Below are 19,513 nucleotides of genomic sequence, written 5' to 3' on the forward strand. Positions count from 1 at the left end.
CGCGCTACGCATATACATTAGGACTTTTTCCAAAAGCAGCATCAACACAATCTCAAAAGGTCTCAAACGCTCCCTAGCGCTGCTTTATCCAATTTTTGAGCACAAAACACCACCGCTCTATCTTGTTGAGGTCGGGTGAATAGGGCGGCAGATACCAAATCTTACAGCCTGCCTCAGTGACTATTTCTTCAATTGCTTGGCCTTTATGAAAGCTAGCCTTATCAATGACGATGATATCTCTACGGTTCAACTGCGGCAGCAGACATTCCTGCGCCACATCTCGAATAGAGAGCGGTTGCAGGAGCAACAGAACGTCATTGGTGCAAACAGTTTGCGGCTCTTGAGCGCTGAGATAAAATTGACTTGCTCAGTTCGTTGCCATAGAGGTAGTCATCTCGATTATTAATACCAGCTTCATCTACATAGGCGATCCTGACGAGGCTGTTTCGTTTGCAAGCGTTCTATAAGGGCTTGGTGTTGTTCTGCATCTCGTTCTTGATAACCATAGGTCTTTTTTTTCGAGTAAAGCCGATCTTATTGAGGGCATCGCTGATAGTTTGTGATGGCCTGACAGTCACCCATAGACTCTGCTCGCTCAAGTCATAGGTGTAGGGTGTTGCGACTGATATTGAGCATGCGATACACGTCTACTTTGCGTTGACCGCTGTTGACGGCATCAATAGCTTTGCTGTGAAGGTCATAGCCGTAAGGAGATGGCATTGGCATCTCGTCCTCTTAATCTCCAAAACAGTACCAACATAAATTCGTGCTGCTATATATGCTCATGACCGTCGCGATTTATGGTGATGATCGTATGGTGCAAGAAAGAAATCAGAAGCGCTAGCAAAGGGAAGATTCATGGGGAAAAAACGAATGCGATACCAGTGGTATCAAGATGTGCCACGCCATGTCTCGCGCCAAGATTATCAGCGGCTTCAGCTTCGCAATTTCTCTTCTCTTGGGCTGGGTTTCGTTGCAGTAGCTATGGCATTGTCTTCAATATTTGGGTTGTCTCTGCAGACATCTCAGAACCTGGAGCAAATTGATGGAATGTCGATTGAGAAGGCGATTGCACATGAGGGAGATCCCATCGATCTGATTCGACTGGAAGGCTACCTGTTGGCAGATCGTCCGCCAACTATGCCAGACAACAAGAGTCAGACGGTTATTAGAGGTAAGGTTAAGCTTTCTGCTAGAACAGTCTCAAATTCTGGTTCTGAAGATGCTGGGCCTCCTCAACAACAAGCGCTGTTTGAATGGGAAGAGAATGCAGACCCCGTATTTTTATCTGATGGAGAGCGCCGGATTCCCCTCAACTTTGACTTGGCGATCTTGCCCATGGAGAGTGATTCGGGTGATTTGTCCCCTCGAATAATTCGTGAGGGCGAGTCTGCGAGAACCAGTCGGCCTGTGGCGATTGAGTATGGTGATCAGATTTATGCCCTTCCCCTAGACACTGGGGGGCAAATCGATAGCGTCTTCACCGATTTTGAACGTCAGATTTTGCCTCACGGACAAGCGGTCGTTGTTGTTGCAGGTTTGGAGGCAACTCCGCAAGGCAATCAGTTGATTGATCCACTGGGCGATCGCTTACAGGTTCTCATTGGTACTGAGGCCGGAATTCAGCAGAAAGGACAACAGCTACGCGTCTGGTTTTTTATTCTGGCTATCCCTCTGGGCATTGCCAGTTTCATCGTAGGGCGATCAGCTAACCAGCTGCGACGAGAGTTTATTGAAAGGTCCAACCAATAGGCAATCTAGCAGTCCCCGGCTGAGTTAGGACAGCCTTTCCTTCGCGCAGATGGATTTCAGCCATTTTTATGTCCTAATCAATATATGTACCGCTAGATCGATAGATTTTTGTTGCACAAGCATTATGCTTTTCAATAGCTGTGCATCAACAGAACCAGTTTCTACTCAACGGGTAACGCAGCCACTAAGCGCGGACTGCAACGCTGTAGCCTGCAAATTTTCGGATATTAATGACGCCCGTATCGAAGATTAAATACTGCCCCTTGATGCCCATCAAGGTTCCGCTTACGAGCGGCTCTTTATCAAAATTGAATGACTTGATTTTGTTCGGATATTGATTGACGGGATAATGAATTGTGGTGACGTTCGCCTCCAATGGCTGCACTGCATCATCGCCATGATCCAATAGCAGTGATTTTATTGTCTCTTCAATTTGTAGAACAGCATCACTAGCTTTCTCCTGTAATGGAATTGAAGCACTGTCACCTTTCAACATCGCTCGCCAATTTGTTCTATCGGCCATGTGTTTCGCTAACTCGACTTCCACTAATCCAGATATATGCCGGGTCTTGACCCGATATATTGGCAATGCTTCTGTTGCGCCTTGATCAATCCAGCGAGTCGGGATCTGTGATTTACGTGTAATGCCTACCTTCAAGGCTGATGTGTTTGCAAGGTAAACGATATGATCCACCATGCAATTTTGTTGACCCCATTCTGGCTCTCGACAGGTGCCTTGATGAAAGTGACATTGCTCAGGCTTCAAGATGCACATATCGCAAGCGGCAAGGCTCTTCATACAGGGATAGCAGAAGCCTTGCGAATAACTTTTATTGATTTTGCGATCGCAATTTTTGCAATAGATTTGTCCTAAGAACTCAAGTTCAAGATGCTGTCCGATCAGTGGATTCAAAGCTAGCGACTGTTCTCCGACGGGCAATGCATACTCGACAACCTCGCTGAGCTTCGTGGTCATTTTGCGCAATGTGCCTTGCATATTCATGATGCGGTGGTGTTTTTCTGAAAAATCCTCAGGAAACCGCGAGTGAGAACTCGGTCGGAGGGTATGGGAGTGTAGTCAATTATTATGCCATCTCCCTTCCTTAGGGATTAGGTCTTGCCATCAATAAGTTGTGGAATGACATTACCCATTCTTAGAAGTCTGCCTTTGCGGCTCCACCCGATGCCCCTGCTCAGAAAATCCAATAGTGCTCTAATCTGTCTAATTTTGAGCAATCTGGTCGTCTTGGCAGGTACCCGAAATAGAGAAGGGAGCTGTCTTCGTAAATCTTCCTCTCCGGCCGGGTCTCTGAACTTCTAGGTGTAGATGTGGGCCGGTACTCCAGCCCGAATTGCCGCTGAAGCCAATCAGCTGACCCGCTTCAACGGAGTCTCCTGCTTTAATTGCGATGCTATCAATAAAATCCTGCTGCAGATGTATATAGGCAGACCGATAACCATTGTCATGCTCGATCAAGACGTAGTTGAACTTAGCAATTCTATCTTTGCCCCCCCCTGTATCAGGGTATTTGTCCCGGACTGCAATCACCTGCCCCGAACGCATTGCATATACGGGCGTCCCAATATCGGCGGCGAAGTCGTAGGCATATTCCATGCGACCTCGGTGCGTCCGACCCCTAATCCCTTGGCTCAACCAGCCTTTGCCGTTTAAAGGGTGACAGAATCCCTGCAGCGGAGATGAGACGGTTGGCTTATCGTGAAGCGGCTGCTCTACCCGATTCTCTTCTTGAGAGGACCTAGCTTGTTTAAATGACGTACCCTCGATGTCGGCACCCCCAATTTCCATCAGGTCCATATAGCTAGCTTTGAGTTCGGGGTTGTCCACCTCTGTTTCGGGATCAACGATGGGAGGAGATACAGAAAGATCACTGTAATGAAGTTTTAGTGAGATCTCATCCTGTGAGATCTCATGCCCATAAGCCACAACAGGAGTACTTGATACCAGACGGGTTGCGCCGGGTATCAGAGTCGTAGCGGTTAGTAATACTGTGGTGATAACGTTGCTGCGACGCTGCTCATAGAGTGCTTGCCGAAGTTGAGTCGGACTGACCCATCCGCGCTGCACCAAAATATCTCCCAACTGAAGACCATTTTGTTTTTGCTCAGTTAAGGCTTGGGTCAGCTGGACCTGGCTGATCAGGCCGCGCTGCATCAGGACTTCCCCAATCCGAACTTTCCCCCGCGTAATGTTGCGACGGCGCTGCCCATTGAGGACTTGTTGAAGCTGAGCCTGACTGACCCAACCCTGCTGCTTACAAATTTCTCCTAACTGAGCACCACTCTGCTTTTGTTCAGCCAAAGCTTGGGTGAGTTGGGACTGATTAATCAAGCCCCGCTGTAGCATTAGTTCCCCAATACGAATTTTTTCTCGGTTGCGGAAGGATTTTGCGAGCACAAGAGTCTCCTAGATTTCTCGAAATAATGCAGAGAACGTCGCAGGATCTCTCGTTCGGAGAATGCTGCGGCGCTGGGCCACCCGATGCCTACTGTGAGCTGGAGAAGCAGGGTTAAAAATTGTTCCTTGGCAACTTTAGAATCCAAAGGAGTCTAATTGGTTCGTGCCTGGTATTTTAATACTGCCCATTTAGCTATCCAGATTGATCTCCCGCTCAGAAAGGGTTCCGTTGTCTTGTCTCTTAAGCTGCGGGCAAGTCAAACAACAAAAACTCTGCAGGTTGATCGGTGCCTTTAACGATGATTTCCGGGGTGAAATCTGTGATTGCTGCACCATCTCCGTTCATTAACGAATGGTCGTCTAACTGTACGCTTCCTCGAGCAATCTGTAGCCAGACGGCCCGACCGGGTTCAATGATGTGTTTAACCTGCTGTTCCTCGGTCAGTAAGCCTGCGTAGAGATTCACGTCTTGATGAATCGTCACTGAGCCGTGCCGCCCATCCCTTGATCCCACGAGGCGGAGTTGTCCTTGCCTTTCTGCTGGGGAGATATAGATTTGCTCGTAGCTCGGCTCAATTCCTTGAGTATCGGGCATTAGCCAGATTTGTAAAAAGTGAACGCCCTCAGATTGGGACGGATTGTATTCACTATGGGAAATTCCGGTCCCGGCAGACATGCGCTGGATATCTCCGGGCCTGATGATCGAGCCGTTGCCGATGTTGTCTTTATGCTCTAAGGCACCGTTCAGCACGTAGGAAATAATTTCCATGTCGCGGTGGCTGTGGGTCGAAAAGCCTTGAGCCGGATGTACTTTATCTTCGTTGATCACCCGTAGGGCTGAAAAACCCATGTGGGCCGGGTCAAAATAGTTGCCGAAGGAAAAGGTATGACGGCTATCAAGCCACCCAAAGTTGGCACTGCCTCTCTCGTTGCCAGGGCGAATGGTAATCATGGTGTGTAGCCTCCTTATCGCCAGTTGTGTCTTTCGTTTCGGCGATAGATCCATGATAGTTTGAATCTAAAAATAAGACAATATACTAAACTATGGACACTCTGTGTCTAAAAATAAGACAATAGCTGTGGATAAATTTGAAAGTATGCAGGCCTTTACGCAGGTTGTGGAGGCGGGTGGTTTTGCGGCGGCGGCTAGAGAGGTGGGACTGTCGCGATCGCAAGTGAATAAGCTTGTTGCTAACCTCGAAGTCCATCTGGGTGTTCAGCTACTCCATCGCACCACTCGCAAGGTGACGCCTACGGATGCGGGGCGAGCCTATTATGAGCGCTGCATTAATATCCTGGCTGAGCTGGAAGAGGCGGAAACCTCAATTGCCCGACTGCAGACTGAGGCGAGGGGCACCTTGCGGATTAATGCACCGATGTCCTTTGGTATGAGGCATTTGGGGCGTGCGATCGCAGCTTTTAGTCATCAGCATCCACAGCTTCAGGTCGAAGTTACCTTGAGCGATCGCTTCATTGATCCGATTTCAGAAGGCTTTGACGTCACACTCCGAATCTCAGAATATCCCGACGACGCCAGTTTAATTTCGCACCTTGTGATGCCAACCCCGAGAGTCCTCTGTGCTGCTCCTCAGTATCTGGCGGAGCGCGGCAATCCCGGTCAACCTAAGCAGCTTCGAGAGCATTCCTGTCTTCATTACGGACACTTGCCCAGCGCTCATCGTTGGTTTTTACAGGGGCCGGAGGGTGAGGTCGTGGTGTCGATTTCTGGGGCGCTATGCTCTAACAACGGAGAGGTCCTTCGCAGCGCGGCACTGGAGGGGCTTGGGATTACGCTGTTGCCCACCTTTATCGTGGCGAACGATCTGCAGCAGGGAGATCTTCGGGTTGTCCTGCCGGAGTATCGTGCCCCTACTCTTTCTTTATACGTTGTATATCCAGTAAATCGGCATCTGTCAGAAAAGGTGAGGTTGCTTACAGCGTTTATTTGCGATCGCTTTGATACTCATAAGATAAATTGATCTAACACTCTATTGAACTTCTGCAGGCATCAGTTTGAAGTCGGGTCAGTCACTAAAATAGAGGCTCTACGTTGTCGAACTTACTCTGGACATTGCAAAAATGACTCGTTTCCACATTCCCTCTGTCCTGTCTCAGGTTTTTAATCGTTCCGATGATGCTGAGACCGTTTTTTCGGAGTTAATGCCAGTTTTGGGCAGTCTACTGCAGTGCGATCGCATCTTCCTTTACCTGCGTCATCCTGATAGCCGCATGGGGTGTACTCCCTTTATCTGGCAACAGTCAGAAGAAGTTCCAAGCCTTCCCGATAGCTACAACGCTCAATGGTCTCTTGAAGACCCTCAGCAATTGGAACAGCAAGACCCACTATTTGCGGCTGCCCTGACTGGAAAACCCTCCATTTTTATTGAAGACATTGAAGAAGCAGCTAATGACATTATCAACAAAGAGCTTGAGCACCAGCAGTTTGTTCATCGTGCCTTAGTACATGCCCACTTGTCCCACAATCATCAGCTTTGGGGCATTCTGGAACCCTGCATGTTTGACCAGCCCAGAACCTGGACTGCATCTGACCAGGCTTTAATCAACTACACCGTTGCCCAGAGCGAATTGCTGGCCGTCAACTATGTCAAAGAGCACCACGCCCAATAAACAATTCCTAGGGCGTCATCCAAATCAAGTGGAGTCACGAAGGCTGCCCGTCGATTCCTATTGTCATTAGAAGTACGGTGACAAAAACTGTGGCTGTTTTGCCATCCTATATCTCTGGGGCTGGGTGTAACAAAGATGGTGCAGTGCTGCTTTATCCTTTGACGCAGACCACCTGTCTCAGGGTTGCAACGACCTCAACGAGATCGTTCTGATTGGCCATCACCTCTTCAATTGGCTTATAGGCAGCAGGGATTTCATCTAAAATGCCAGCATCCTTGCGGCACTCAATGCCATCCGTTTGTTCAATCAAGTCATCCAGCGTGAAAGTATGTTTTGCCTTGGTCCGGGACATCAACCGTCCTGCCCCATGGCTGCAGGAACAATAGCTCTCGTGGTTTCCCCTTCCCTTAACGATGAAGGACTTTGCTCCCATTGACCCCGGAATAATACCGTAATCGGTTGTGCGGGCGCGTACTGCCCCTTTGCGCGTCACATACACTTCTTCACCAAAGTGTGATTCTCGCTCAGCATAGTTGTGATGACAATTGACCGCCAATTTTGGCTTAAACGGTTTGCCGCCTCCAAGGTGCAGTTCGAGGATTTTCTTAAAACGGCTCATCATCACATCGCGGTTGAAGCGTGCATAATCTTGTGCCCACTGTAAGTCGTGCCAATACTGCTGAAAGGCATCCGTGCCGGCCACGAAGGCTGACAAATCTGGATCTGGTAGTTTTTGGTGGGCTAATTTCGCCAAATCCTTTGCTGTGCGGATATGGTTCTGGGCGAGCATATTGCCAATGTTGCGTGACCCCGAATGCAGCATTAACCAAACATTGTCTTCAGTATCGATACACACTTCAATAAAGTGATTCCCACCGCCGAGAGAGCCCATCTGCTTGAGAGCCTTCCCTTCTAAATGCTGAACTCCTTTGTGCAGCTCTTTAAATGAATGCCACCCTTGCCAGTTGTATACGGCCTTGTCAATATTTTTATTGGCATCAAAGCCCACTGGGATAGTCGCTTCAATCTCTTTTCGAATCTTCTTGAGCTTTCCCTCTAATTGATGACTAGAATAGGGCGTTTGAATGGCACACATCCCACAGCCAATATCGACCCCTACTGCCGCCGGGATAATTGCATCCTGGGTTGCAATGACAGATCCCACCAGCGCCCCTTTGCCCAGGTGGACATCAGACATCAACGCGACATGCTTGTAGACAAAAGGAAGTGAGGCCACGTTCTTTGCCATCTGGGTTTCACGAGCACCCAGGTCATGGTTGGCCCAAGAGAGAATAGGCTTATTTGAATTGAGAGAAAGAGATTGAGCAGGCATTTACTGTGCTTCTTGGGTACGAATCTTGCGGTTAGGATCTTGTTTGCGAATCCAGGTCAGGAATATCTGCATTTGAAGGTCGGCTTGTCACTGTTCAATCGTGCTCAACTCTATTTCTAACGCTTGTTTCGTAAACAGGGAGTGATTGATGACAGGATGCATAAAGATTCGTGGTTGGACCCAATTTTAGTTTTTTCGTTTGATCTGTTGATGTGAGATCAGATGGTTAACAGTCAGTTTTAAGCAATCACGTTGACAGATGGATATGGGCAGAGCCGCAATCATAACCTTGCTCTTTATCCAGAGCAAGGTTATGGAGGTTCAATTGCTTGAGTGACTTGTGCTGAACAGTCTCAATTCTGGTTCAAGATTGCTGATACCCATCGGGTTCAAACAGTGAATCTACTCAGAGGGTTTAGATGAATTCGGCAATGCCATGCAATAGATCAAAGATCTTCCAGCAGTAACAATCGCGACGGATCTAAGCACACGCTCCAGGGCTGAGGCTGATCTTTAAGCTCACACCATTTTTCTTTAAACACTTCTGCCTGTAGATGATAGTCTTGCTCATCGCTTGGGGGGCGATGCAGCTTTAAATACAGGGTCATGCGATGGGGCGTTTCACTGGTCGCCGCTAGCCAGCAGCAAAAGGTATTTTTAGACGAGGCCGACGAGGCCGACAATGAAATCTGGTGGGCACGGATGCCAATTTGGGTGAAGTTTGGGGGAAGTGGTTCTAGGGTTTGCAGCTGGCACTGCCAGCGCTGGACCTCAACTTGGTTCGGGCCGTAGGCGACAGCGGGTGAAAAGTTTTTACAGCCGGTCAGTCGAGCAACACTGACGGTCTGAGGCTGCTCAAAAATACGGTGTTTGGGACCATTGGCAATGACGGTACCGCTATCCAGGATTAGGAGGTCGTGACACATGCGGTAGGCTTCTTCTAAGTTGTGGGTTACCAATAGGGTAATGCCCTGGTAGCTCTGGAGTCGGGTGATCAGCTGCCGCTCAATCTGGTTGCGGAGATGCGTGTCAAGAGCGGAAAAGGGTTCGTCTAACAGTAAGACTTCAGGTTGGCTGGCAAGTGCTCGCGCCAATGCAACTCGCTGCTGCTGTCCCCCCGAGAGTTGACGGGGATAATGTTGAGCGAATGGCTCAAGACGCATGGCAATTAACTGCTGAGTCACAGCCCTTGTGATCTGGTTCGGAGACGATTTCTGGCATCGAGGGAGGCCAAAGGCAATGTTTTGAGCAACGGTTAAGTGGGGAAAGAGGGCATAGTTCTGGAAGAGAATGCTGACGTTGCGATCGCAACTCCCCACATCAATCCCCAACTCAGAATCAAACAGCACTCGATCGTTAAGGATAATCCGGCCCGAGTCTGGGGTCTCTATCCCTGCAATGCAGCGCAGAATTAAACTCTTGCCCACCCCAGAGGCTCCTAAAACTCCGAGGGGCTGGCCATCCGCAACAAATTTGATAGATAGAGTAAACTCCGGCAGATGTTTGCAAATATCCACCTCTAGCTGAAGACGAGTGGACCGTTTGGCCCCCGCTTCTTCGAACCCGCCTCTGCTCCTGTCAGAAAGGAGCATGGCCTCGGTTTTTCTCCCTTTAGATCTCTGTGTCCATCGAAGCCGAGACCGGTGCTGGGTTAACCCATTTGTGAGGACAATCCCCCCGAGCGACAAGCTGAGCACTATCGCTGACCAGAGGGCAGCTTCGCGCAGATCGCCGCCTTCGACCGCGAAATAGATCGCCATCGGTAACGTTTGAGTGCGTCCGGGGATGTTCCCTGCCAACATCAGGGTTGCCCCAAATTCACCTAAGGCTCGAGCAAAGGCCAAGGTGGTTCCAGCTAAGAGACCGGGTAGTGAGAGGGGCAGGGTAATGCGCCTGAAGACGTTAAGTTCCGTGGCCTTCAGAGTCCGGGCCGCCTGCTGTAAGCTATCGTCAATCTGCTCAAATGCCCCCAGAGTCGTTTTGTACATCAGCGGGAAAGCTACTACCGTGGCTGTGATAACAGCGGCATACCAAGTAAAGACCACGCTAATCCCACCTGAGAACAGGACTCTGAACGGCCCATTTTTGCCGAGCAGCAGCAGTAAGAGAAAGCCCAGGACCGTCGGCGGGAGAACCATCGGGGCAAGAAAAAGACTATCTAATAGCGATCGCCAACGGCCTCGATAGTGCTGCATAAAATGGGCGGCAGCAATCCCCAAAAAGAACGTTACGACAGTGGCAATTGTCGCAATTCGGAGAGAAATCCAAAGGGGGGAAAGATTAATCATGGCAGCAAAGGGGCTGACCTAAGCACGGCCAAATCCAAATTCTTCGAAGGTTTGTTGAGCGGCATCCGTGATCAGAAAATTAATGAAGGCTTGAGCCGCTTCTGAGTGAGCGGTGCTTTGGATCATCGCAACTGGATATACGATCGGTAGATGAGAGTCTTCAGGGACCGTTGTCAGCACCTTTACCTGCTGAGAAAGAGCTGCATCAGTCGCATACACCATACCCAGTTCAGCATTACCGTTTTCCACGGCGGCGAGGACATTGCGAACAGTGTTGCCGAAGACAAATTTAGTTCGTAGGGGGTCTAGCAGGTCCAATTTTGTGAACACTTGCTGGGCATATTGTCCGGCGGGGACGCTGCGAAATTCACCGACGGCGAAGCGACTGATATCAATGTCTCTGAGCTGAGTCAGGTCCGTGATCTCGTAATTAGAGTTTGTGGGAGCAATCAGTACCAGACTGTTGGTTACTAAATTTCGTTGACTGTCGGGTTGAACAATCCCTTTCTCTGACAGTGCATTCATTTGTTTTGTAGCAGCGGAGCAAAAAACGTCGGCCGGTGCGCCCTGCTCGATTTGCCGCTGGAGCGCACCGGAAGCACCAAAATTATAGTCAATTGCAATGGTGGGATGGGCGGTATTGAACTGAGTTGCGATCCCATCAAGTGCCTCTTGCAAACTCGCAGCAGCAGACACTGTGATCGTCACGGAGGTCGTCTGTTCGGTAGAGGTCAGAGAACTGGAGCTGCAGCTCACCAGTAAACAAGCGAGCAAACCTGCCATGAACCAGGCAGAAAATTGGCAGCGTTGCATCATTGGTGTTCACGGGTAGAGTGCTCTCAAAGGTTCGAGTGAGGAAGCCGCTAGGCTTTGGCCTGAGCTTTATCCCTAGGATAGAGGCCCCACTGATGGGCCAGCCGATTTTGTTGCCCAATCAGTGAGGGTACGAGAAAGGTAGGATTCCCCTAATTTTTTATACACCTACCCCAAAGATCTCAGAAATGAAGTGATTCTGAGCGCGAATGTCTCCTTTCTCAACACCGATGCCCTGTCCTTTACGGATGGCATTCATCGACTCATAGCCTCGGCTCGTTTGCTTGGCACTCCAGAATTTCTGAAATCCTAAGCCCGTACGTATTCCGCGACGCCTGCTGGCAGATCTGACAGATTCTGAACGACTGTTAAGCAAATCTAATTAATGATAGCTAAGACTTATATGTTTCCTTGGTTGATATTTGTTCTAATTATATTTATATTGGACTCATGTCACCTCTGAAAAACAACTTGGAGCGAAAATCATGACTCATGCGATTACATCCCCTAAAGCAGCATCACTCTACGCACTTATTCCTATTGCTGATTCACAAGCCCGATGCAAACCTGATTCTGCTCTTGAAACAACCTTTGCCGCAGCGCTCGAACCTGCTCGTCGTCTGACAGATATGTATGGCACTCAAAATATTGAGGTAACGGTTGCTTGGGAAGTGATTGGGGAGTTGGGGAGAGCCATCACTCGTCAACGGCTCTCGGTACAGACTGCATTTGACCGCTACTGTGCCGCGAATCCAGATGCACCCGAAGCTCGGATATATGACGTTTAAGGTTCTTTGGAAAGGACATTAGATTCGTAAGGTCACTCCATGTTCGCTAATCTTTCAATTCCGATGAATGCTACAGCTCAGGGCGTCGATCAGTTCGTCAGTAAAGTTATGACGGGCGCGATCGCAGCGCTGCTAAAGCGAACAGAAAAGCTAGACGTTAGGGTCAGAGCAGAACCTGTTGCAAAGCTGTTTCACGGCAGTATTGATGGGTTTGATTTTATTGGTCAGGGTCTATTGATGCATAGCGGTCTCCAAGTAGACCGCATGGAGTTTTACCTGCAGGCACTCTCCATTGACTTTGGCGCTCTCTTGCGGGGACAAGTCCAACTTCGGCAATCAACCCAGTCTTCTATGCGGGTTGTATTGACAGAAGAGGATTTGACAGCCGCCTTCAACGCATCTTTTCTCACGGAAAAACTGCAGCAGCTTTCCTATGGCGGACAGCCGCTTTTGTTCGAGAAAACACGAATTAGTATCAACGAAGATCAGTTCCTGCGGATGCAAAGCTGGGTCTACTTCGGTCAGGTCGAACAAATGCTGGAAATCGACATCACGGCTCGTCTGGATTTTAAGGGCCGGCGCAAGCTCCAGTTTGTAGAGGTGACCTACGGTGGCGATCAGAGGGCCATAGAGCTGGGTCAGATGTTGACTCGTCACGTCAATAATCTAATGGATTTAGACCAGTTTAGCTTTGATGGGATGAAGCGTCGCGTGGATTTACTGCGACTGAAAGATCAACAACTTACCCCCTATGGCGTTGCCTACATGGAAAAATTTCCACAGCAGCATGGTTAATGTTCTGCTGTGACTCTGTTCACACCAGTTGAGAGGCTGATTCAACCAAGTATTAGGAGTAAATGATGGCGACTCTATCTGCACCAGCAAGTGATAGACCACTCAATGGGCGACTGACGATTCAGTCCCAAGAAATTGGGGCAGAGACCCTGGCGCTGCGCTGCCTAGATTGGAATCGAGATCGCTTTGATATTGAGTTTGGTCTTGAGGATGGCACCACCTACAACTCATTCTTGATATATGGCGAAAAGACGGCCTTAATCGATACCAGCCACGCTAAATTTGGCCGTCTATATCTAGATGCGCTGGCCAAAAATATTGATTGGTTTGACCTGGACTACTTGATCGTGAGCCATACGGAGCCAGACCACAGTGGTCTTGTGAAGGAGGTGCTGGCCCTAGCGCCCAAGGTCACGGTGGTGGGTGCCAAGGTGGCGATTCAGTTTCTCGAAAATATGGTCCACCAGCCCTTCTATTCCCAAGTGGTGAAACAGGGAGATCGCATCGATTTGGGAAACGACCATGAATTGACCTTTGTCTCAGCCCCCAACCTACACTGGCCGGATACAATTTTGACCCACGACGCCAAAACGAACATCCTGTTCACTTGTGACGTCTTTGGGATGCACTATTGCAACGATCTGCTTTATGACGAAGAACCGGATCGTCTGGCACCTCATTTTCAGTACTACTACGACTGCTTGATGCGTCCCAATTCCCGCTCAGTGTTGAGCGCCCTCAAGCGAACTGCGAATCTCAATGTCCAAACTATTGCCACAGGGCACGGTCCCCTTCTTGAGCAGCATATCCCGGACTGGATAGACCGTTATCGAGATTGGAGCGAACAGCAAGCTCAGCTCGATCAACTCGTGGTTGTGTTTTATGAAGACGGCTATGGTCACGGAGAAATATTGGCCCAAGGCATTGCCCAAGGCATCACCAAAACAGGAGTGGTGGTTGAATGTGTTGATCTCGAGACTGCAGACCCCCATGACCTGAGAGAACTCGTTCAAATGGCAGCTGGAATTGTATTGGGAATGCCGTCACAATCAAATCTAGCCACGGCCCACACTGCGTTGAGCAGCATCCTGGCAGCGGTACACCGGAAACAGACCGTTGGCCTATTTGAGTCTGGTGGCGGTGAAGATGAACCCATTTATCCTCTCCGCAGTACCTTACAAGAAATGGGGCTGACCGAGGCTTTCTCGCCGATTTTAGTGAAGGATACTCCCGACCGAGATCTAATGCAGCATTGCGAGGAAGCAGGGATTGATTTAGGCCAGTGGCTCACGCGAGATCGAACCATTCAGGAGATCAAGGCTTTAGACACAGACTTAGAGCTTGCCCTCGGACGCCTCAGCGGTGGACTTTACATTCTGACGGCCCAAAAGGGAGAGGTGTCGAATGCGATGCTGGCTTCCTGGGTAACCCAGGCCAGCCTAGAGCCGTTAGGGGTGGCAGTAGCTGTTGCAAAAGATCGGGCCATTGAGTCATTGCTGCAGGTGGGCGATCGCTTTGTTCTGAATATTTTGGCGGAGGAGACGGCTCAGCACCTGATGCGACATTTCCTGAAGCGCTTTCCTCCAGGAGGCGATCGGTTTGCCGGAGTCAAGGTCTATGCCTCAAGTCACGGGGCCTCTATTTTGGCAGAGGCACTCGCGTATTTGGAATGTCAGGTGACCAGCCGTTTGGAGTGCAGCGATCACTGGGTCATCTACAGCACCGTTGAACAGGGCCGGGTCTCTAATTTAGATGGCTTGACCGCTGTTCGCCATCGTAAGGTCGGTAATCATTATTAAGGAGTCAGGTTCCATGAGCCTTCTAGACACGCCCATACTTAACAGAATTCGTTGGGTCAACCGCAGTAATATCGTCAGCTCCCTAGAATTTGTTCAGGATCTGATTGTCATTTGCCTTTGTATTGGCCTGTTTGGCTTTATGGTGCTACAGCTTCGGGATATGTTCATGTCTTTGCTGCCACCGCTCGATCTCCCCAATGTGACTGCAGACATTCTGTTCATCCTGATTTTAGTCGAGCTGTTTCGACTACTCATCATTTACCTGCGGGAGAGGCGTGTTTCCATCGGTGTGACGGTGGAAGTCTCCATTGTTTCGGCGCTCCGAGAAGTCATTGTAAACGGCATTCTAGAGATTCCCTGGCTGCAGGTCTTGATGACTTGCTTGTTTCTTGGCACCCTGGCACTCCTGCTGGTGGTGCGGGTCTGGCTGCCCCCTACCTTTGAGGGCATTAACCCCGAAGAACAACTCTCTCAACGCCGTCGCAGCGAACTACAAAATGACTCGCAGCAAAAGCATTCAATCCCCAATGGATATAGCGCTGAAAATTGAGATTGTATGTAGTTCAGCATCCATCCATCATTTGCAAAGAGACTCACCATGATTTTCAGTCCACCCTCAGTAACCACTCGCCCCCGTGATGTCCAAGTTCAAGACATTGGTGCTCAAACCTTCGCGCTCAGGTCACGAACCTGGGAACAGCTTAAGTTTGAGATAGAATATGCCCGCGAGAAAGGCACCACTGCCAATTCCTATCTGATTCGCGCCCAGAAAACAGCTCTAATTGACCCTCCCGGTGCTTCATTTACTGACATTTATCTGGAAGCTCTGGAAAACTGTATCCCGCTGCACCGGGTGGATTATGTGATTGTGCAGCACGTCAATCCCAATCGGCTGGCAACCCTCAAAGTTCTACTAGCAAAAGCAACTCAGGCTCGAATTATTTGTACCAAGCCCGCTGCTCTTGCACTTGAACAAGCGATGGCAGAATGGTCAGACCGGATTCAGGCGGTCCGGGATGGCGATACGCTGGCACTCGGCAAGGACCACGATCTCAAGTTTGCCTTTATCCCCACTCCCCGTTGGGCAGATGGATTATGTACCTATGATGCCGGCACCCAAATTTTATACACCGATAAACTCTTTGGCGCGCATCTATGCGGAGATGAGCTTTGGGATATTCATTGGCAGTCTCTAGAAAGCGATCGCAAATATTATTTTGATTGTCTCCATGCCATGCAAGCCAAGCAGGTCGAAGCGACGGTGGCTAAACTGACTGACTATCCAGCTCGTATGTATGCACCAGGGCACGGTCCTCTGATTCGCTATAGTCTCAGCCGTTTGACGGCAATCTATACCGAATGGTGTCAGCAACAACAACAGCAGGATTTCAAGGTGATTCTGCTCTACGCTTCTGCCTATGGGAACACCGCCCGTGCTGCCGATGCGATCGCTCAAGGGTTAATTCAGTCGGGGATTCAGGTGCAGTCTATCAACTGCGAACACGCCGACCCAGTGGACTTGGCGACCTTGATTGAAGATAGTGACGGCATTATCATTGGTTCCCCCACCTTGGGTGGCCATGCCCCCATCCAAATTCAAACCGCGCTCAGTACTGTATTAGCCACGGCAAGCTATCGGAAGCTAGTGGGCGTATTTGGCTCCTATGGCTGGAGTGGGGAGGCGATCGATTTTATTGAGCGCAAGCTCAAGGACGCCAACTTCAGCTTTGGTTTTGAGACCTTACGGATTCGGTTCAGCCCTACGGAAGCAGTTCTGAAAGACTGTCAAGCAGCGGGTGTAACGTTTGCGACCGCCCTCCAGAAACATCGAAAGAAGCGGGTCTTTTCCAAGCCGCTGTTAGTGCAGAAGGTCGATCGCACCGCCCAGGCAATGGGGCGCGTGATTGGCTCCATCTGTGTCGTGACCTATCGGACGGCAACGGGACATCGCAGCATTTTAACCTCTTGGGTGTCTCAGGCGACTTTTACGCCGCCCGGTATTATGCTTGCTATCGCATCCGAGCGGGGGCTAGATGATGTGCTTCAGCCGAATACTCCATTTGTGCTTAATTTGCTGCAACACGGACGTACTTTGCGGCAGCACTTTTTCAGAGATCGCGTGTCTAACCCCACGGTAATTCCTACGCTGAGTACGGAATGTACAGAGCAAGGTGGACTCGTGCTCACCGAGTCCGTCGCCTATTTAGAGTGTAGAACCCAGCAGCGCATGCTGTGCGGCGATCGCTGGTTAATTTATGCCACGGTAGAGCGGGGCAAGGTGTTAGATGCCTCTGGGAAAACCGCCATTCACTATCGGGTTTCAGGCCACGAAGAATAAAATGGGTTAGAGTCTCTGAGAGCAAATGGTCGATAGTAATTGGCATCACAATCGCACGGCAGTGTTAACCACCATGCATCGCAAGAAAGAAGTGATCGTTCCCCTCTTTGCCGCCAAGCTTTCGATCTCGGTTGAAGTCCCGCCCCAGTTTGACACCAATCGCTTTGGAACTTTGCCCGCGAAATCAATCTGTGAATTCCGTTAGGTCCGGCAGGTCAATTTTCCATCCTACGGCCTTGTTATTTCCACCCATTTCGAGAAACTACAACCCATCACTCGCTATGTAGGTCATCTAATAAGTGAATTGGTATCAGTGGCATTGAATCAGTAATCTGCTGGTTCTGATGGCCCAGAAGTTTTATGCTCGCGTATGTGAGTTGAGCTGGTCCAACTCCCCTTGTCGTTGTAGTGATGGATCAAGCGTTGCCTTTCAGTGGGACTCACCAACCACCCCGCTTCTACAAAGAAAGCCGCCTGGTCGCTATCCAATTTGAGAGGGATATTGCTGGAAGCTCCATCCGGGAGTAAAGTGACAACTCGGGTCATATTGTCTTCAAAACAGATTTGCTTGCCTTCAATTCTCCCCTTAGAGGTCAGGCTTTGTCCCTCAAATTCTAAGGTTTGGAGCAGTTGGTTCTCACCATGCCGAACAACTTCTAGGCGGGTTGAATATTGAGTTGATTTTTGTAAGTCCGTGTACTCGGTATGGGCTTGGCCCTCCCAGACTCCAAGAAGTTGCTCAACCGTGAGGGGCGGTCGCTCATGGGCCGTGCTTCCAGCCCGAAACTCTCGAATAAGGGTCAGTCCTTGAAATTCCCCTTGCTCGTCATAAAGCTGCACTAAGCGCAGGCGGCGATCGCTTGTCACCAATCCATATTCTGCACCGAATGTGGAAAAAGGCGCTAACTGTATCGTGCCCTTAGAAAAGGCTCCCGTCTCAAAAACAAGGATATACCGACCGAGGGTCCGATGTTCTTGCTGATAGTCTTTTGTCGGTGGGGTGTCATAGTCACCATCGCCAAATCGGCGTACGCGAAAGCGAAAGGCTTGATTATTATCAAAGCTCTCCAGGTTGATAATTGAGTCTGTGGAGCTTAGCTGGTCTCCTTCGAGAGAGAACTGAGTAAATGATCCCCGCCACTCGCCAAGATTTTTGAAGAAGTTCTCCCACTTTTTGCTCATTGCGATTCTACTCTCTAGACAGCTTCTGTCTATTTCTACCATCGCCGCTGCACAGATAGCTCCGGCAACCGTAAGTCTAGCGATAGCTGCATTGGCCCTGATTCCTGCCCACCCAAATTCGAGACCGTCAGCCCTAGTAGTCGCACTGGTTGATTCTCCTCAATGTTGCTCACCAGCAGCTCATGACCCATGTTCTTGATCAATCGATAACTATCGATGCAGTATTCCAAAGTCCGGGCGCGAGTACTCTGTTGATAGTCGTCAAACTTCACCTTCAGCGTCAACGTATGGCCCTTGCTTTCAGATTCCTCTAGCCGCTGATGGAGTATTCGTGCGATCTCATTCAAAGCCTCCATCATCTGCTTTTGATCAGTGAGATCTTCAGCAAAGCTGCGTTCGGCCCCCATTGACTTGCGGACCCGGTTCGCAATGATAGGGCGATCGTCCCTGGCCCTGGCGATACTAAAACAGTGGTGGCCGACCTTACCGAATTGCTCTACCAGAAATGCTTCAGAGCGGAGGCGTGGATCAGCACCAGTGTGCATACCCAGCTCATGCATTTTCCGGGCAGTCATCTTACCGATGCCGTGAAACTTTTCAATTGCTAGCTTTTGTACAAAGTCAGCCGCAGCCTCTGGCAGGATGACTGATAGGCCATCCGGTTTATCTAGATCGGAGGCCATTTTCGCTAGAAACTTATTGATCGAAACCCCTGCCGATGCCGTGAGCTGAGTCTCTTTGTGGATCGCCTGCTTGATTTTCTGTGCGATCGCAGTGGTGGAGGGGATATCATGCTTGTTCTCTGTCACATCAAGATAGGCTTCATCAAGTGAGACGGGTTCCATTAGCTCGGTATAGCTTTTGAAGATAGCTCGAATCTGCTGGGATGCCTCTCTATAGGCATCGAAGCGAGGGCGGACAAAGATCAGTTCGCTGCAGCACTGTGCCGCTGTCCGCGAGGGCATGGCCGAATGAATGCCGAACTTGCGGGCTTCGTCGCTGGCCGCGCCAACTGCGCCCCGTTACTCTGGATGGCCACCGACTACGACCGGCTTCCCTCGCAGCTCTGGGAAGTCTCGTTGTTAGATGGAGGCGTAGAAAGCATCCTGATCAATGTGGAGGATTTTGCGAACAGCCATTTTTCTTCAGTACTTTCGTACTAAAGGCTAGGGCAACTCAACTGAACATAAGTTGAGGATGAACTGTTGACACTTCTAGGAGGCTATCTAGGGCGTGTCATCAATTAAGCCATACAACAGAGGCTGCTAGGTAAATAGCTCCTAGAAAATTGACGGCTCGTTTATCGTAGCGTGTGGCAATTGCCCGATACTGCTTGATCTTGGCAAAAAAGTTCTCTATCAGATGTCGAGCTTTGTAGAGG

The 19,513-nt window shown here is 49.8% G+C and carries 20 protein-coding genes and 1 pseudogene; 10 read left to right on the top strand and 11 right to left on the bottom strand.

Translation table 11 applies throughout. From position 1 onward, the window contains the following. Window positions 1-52: 52 nt before the first annotated feature. Window positions 53-720, bottom strand: a pseudogene (locus tag C1752_RS28190) (transposase). A gap of 138 nt (window positions 721-858) precedes the next feature. Between C1752_RS28190 and C1752_RS26875 the strand changes: the two are divergent. After that, window positions 859-1,752, top strand: a complete 894-nt coding sequence (locus tag C1752_RS26875) for a hypothetical protein (protein ID WP_146242464.1) — start codon at window positions 859-861, stop codon at window positions 1,750-1,752. A gap of 184 nt (window positions 1,753-1,936) precedes the next feature. On the opposite strand, the gene C1752_RS26880 is transcribed toward C1752_RS26875, so the two are convergent. The 3 genes from C1752_RS26880 to C1752_RS26890 all read right to left on the bottom strand — a co-directional run bounded on the left by C1752_RS26880 (window position 1,937) and on the right by C1752_RS26890 (window position 5,120). Beyond that, window positions 1,937-2,749 carry a DUF2797 domain-containing protein gene (locus tag C1752_RS26880; protein WP_199464543.1) on the bottom strand — a complete coding sequence of 271 codons (813 nt, stop codon included), beginning with the start codon at window positions 2,747-2,749 and terminating at the stop codon, window positions 1,937-1,939. Window positions 2,750-2,974: 225 nt separating this feature from the next. Further along, window positions 2,975-4,168 carry a M23 family metallopeptidase gene (locus C1752_RS26885; RefSeq protein ID WP_233501908.1) on the bottom strand — a complete coding sequence of 398 codons (1,194 nt, stop codon included), beginning with the start codon at window positions 4,166-4,168 and terminating at the stop codon, window positions 2,975-2,977. A gap of 241 nt (window positions 4,169-4,409) precedes the next feature. Continuing rightward, on the bottom strand, window positions 4,410-5,120 hold the full coding sequence (locus tag C1752_RS26890; RefSeq protein ID WP_110989119.1) for a pirin family protein: 711 nt from the start codon (window positions 5,118-5,120) through the stop codon (window positions 4,410-4,412). Between the two features lie 127 nt (window positions 5,121-5,247). Between C1752_RS26890 and C1752_RS26895 the strand changes: the two genes are divergently transcribed. Further along, window positions 5,248-6,147 carry a LysR family transcriptional regulator gene (locus tag C1752_RS26895; protein WP_110989120.1) on the top strand — a complete coding sequence of 300 codons (900 nt, stop codon included), beginning with the start codon at window positions 5,248-5,250 and terminating at the stop codon, window positions 6,145-6,147. 100 nt (window positions 6,148-6,247) lie between these two features. Then, window positions 6,248-6,796 (top strand): GAF domain-containing protein, encoded by a 549-nt coding sequence (locus tag C1752_RS26900; protein WP_110989121.1) that lies wholly within the window; start codon window positions 6,248-6,250, stop codon window positions 6,794-6,796. Window positions 6,797-6,947: 151 nt separating this feature from the next. On the opposite strand, the gene C1752_RS26905 is transcribed toward C1752_RS26900, so the two are convergent. The 4 genes from C1752_RS26905 to C1752_RS30410 form a co-directional block, all read right to left on the bottom strand. Continuing rightward, a complete protein-coding gene (locus tag C1752_RS26905) occupies window positions 6,948-8,129 on the bottom strand; it encodes an RtcB family protein (protein ID WP_110989122.1) in 1,182 nt (393 codons plus the stop codon). Between the two features lie 446 nt (window positions 8,130-8,575). Further along, complete coding sequence (gene modB / locus C1752_RS26910; protein WP_110989123.1) at window positions 8,576-10,417, bottom strand: molybdate ABC transporter permease subunit; 1,842 nt, start codon at window positions 10,415-10,417, stop codon at window positions 8,576-8,578. An 18-nt stretch (window positions 10,418-10,435) separates the two neighbouring features. Then, window positions 10,436-11,230, bottom strand: coding sequence for a molybdate ABC transporter substrate-binding protein (modA, locus tag C1752_RS26915; RefSeq protein ID WP_110989124.1), 795 nt, complete (start codon window positions 11,228-11,230; stop codon window positions 10,436-10,438). 160 nt (window positions 11,231-11,390) lie between these two features. Further along, the gene (locus C1752_RS30410) at window positions 11,391-11,489 is read right to left on the bottom strand and encodes an integrase (RefSeq protein ID WP_146242465.1); all 99 of its coding nucleotides are present in this window, start codon (window positions 11,487-11,489) and stop codon (window positions 11,391-11,393) included. Between the two features lie 226 nt (window positions 11,490-11,715). Between C1752_RS30410 and C1752_RS26920 the strand changes: the two genes are divergently transcribed. From C1752_RS26920 to C1752_RS26945, 6 genes are all read left to right on the top strand, one after another. Further along, entirely contained in the window at window positions 11,716-12,018 is a 303-nt protein-coding gene (locus C1752_RS26920) for a CP12 domain-containing protein (protein WP_110989125.1), read from the top strand. 39 nt (window positions 12,019-12,057) lie between these two features. Further along, window positions 12,058-12,813, top strand: coding sequence for an LmeA family phospholipid-binding protein (locus C1752_RS26925; protein WP_110989126.1), 756 nt, complete (start codon window positions 12,058-12,060; stop codon window positions 12,811-12,813). A 65-nt stretch (window positions 12,814-12,878) separates the two neighbouring features. Next, window positions 12,879-14,612 (top strand): diflavin flavoprotein, encoded by a 1,734-nt coding sequence (locus tag C1752_RS26930; protein WP_110989132.1) that lies wholly within the window; start codon window positions 12,879-12,881, stop codon window positions 14,610-14,612. A 13-nt stretch (window positions 14,613-14,625) separates the two neighbouring features. Beyond that, a complete protein-coding gene (locus tag C1752_RS26935; RefSeq protein WP_110989127.1) occupies window positions 14,626-15,162 on the top strand; it encodes a phosphate-starvation-inducible PsiE family protein in 537 nt (178 codons plus the stop codon). Window positions 15,163-15,210: 48 nt separating this feature from the next. After that, the gene (locus C1752_RS26940; protein WP_110989128.1) at window positions 15,211-16,950 is read left to right on the top strand and encodes a diflavin flavoprotein; all 1,740 of its coding nucleotides are present in this window, start codon (window positions 15,211-15,213) and stop codon (window positions 16,948-16,950) included. Window positions 16,951-16,975: 25 nt separating this feature from the next. After that, on the top strand, window positions 16,976-17,155 hold the full coding sequence (locus C1752_RS26945; protein ID WP_110989129.1) for a hypothetical protein: 180 nt from the start codon (window positions 16,976-16,978) through the stop codon (window positions 17,153-17,155). Window positions 17,156-17,274: 119 nt separating this feature from the next. Here the strand turns inward: C1752_RS26945 and C1752_RS26950 are convergent, their stop codons facing one another. Further along, a complete protein-coding gene (locus C1752_RS26950; RefSeq protein ID WP_110989130.1) occupies window positions 17,275-18,132 on the bottom strand; it encodes a DUF3598 family protein in 858 nt (285 codons plus the stop codon). 35 nt (window positions 18,133-18,167) lie between these two features. Then, window positions 18,168-19,097, bottom strand: a complete 930-nt coding sequence (gene dinB, locus C1752_RS26955; protein WP_233501909.1) for a DNA polymerase IV — start codon at window positions 19,095-19,097, stop codon at window positions 18,168-18,170. 6 nt (window positions 19,098-19,103) lie between these two features. Between dinB and C1752_RS29595 the strand changes: the two genes are divergently transcribed. Next, window positions 19,104-19,295, top strand: a complete 192-nt coding sequence (locus tag C1752_RS29595; RefSeq protein WP_233501910.1) for a hypothetical protein — start codon at window positions 19,104-19,106, stop codon at window positions 19,293-19,295. Between the two features lie 76 nt (window positions 19,296-19,371). On the opposite strand, the gene C1752_RS26960 is transcribed toward C1752_RS29595, so the two are convergent. Then, a partial coding sequence (locus C1752_RS26960; RefSeq protein WP_146242466.1) for a transposase occupies window positions 19,372-19,513 on the bottom strand: 142 nt, incomplete at its 5' end.

Source organism: Acaryochloris thomasi RCC1774 (genome assembly GCF_003231495.1).
Classification (GTDB): Bacteria; Cyanobacteriota; Cyanobacteriia; order Thermosynechococcales; family Thermosynechococcaceae; genus RCC1774.